General features: G+C 53.2%; 1 pseudogene. It reads right to left on the bottom strand.

What is annotated here, in order from left to right:
- Positions 1–203, bottom strand: a pseudogene (locus LKK83_RS00310) (DUF4114 domain-containing protein); the annotation flags it as partial.

Below are 203 nucleotides of genomic sequence, written 5' to 3'. Positions count from 1 at the left end.
GGTCGCATGGAGACGGTTTGCACGCCTCGATATTCGCCGAAGTTCCAATTGCCTTCATTTAAAGAGCCGGTAAATCGCGCCGCGTCGCTACTGTCATCGATCGCAATATGACCCAGTTCGGAATTACTCAGCGCCCGAGTGGCAGCTTCTTTGATAAATTCCACGGAATTGGGGTCGAGGTCTTCCATTCCCGCCAGACTGAC

The organism is Phormidium sp. CCY1219, from assembly GCF_035615515.1.
Classification (GTDB): Bacteria; Cyanobacteriota; Cyanobacteriia; order Cyanobacteriales; family Laspinemataceae; genus CCY1219.
The sequence above is the reverse complement of the archived record's forward strand: the minus strand, read 5'-3'. Positions and strand labels throughout refer to the sequence as shown.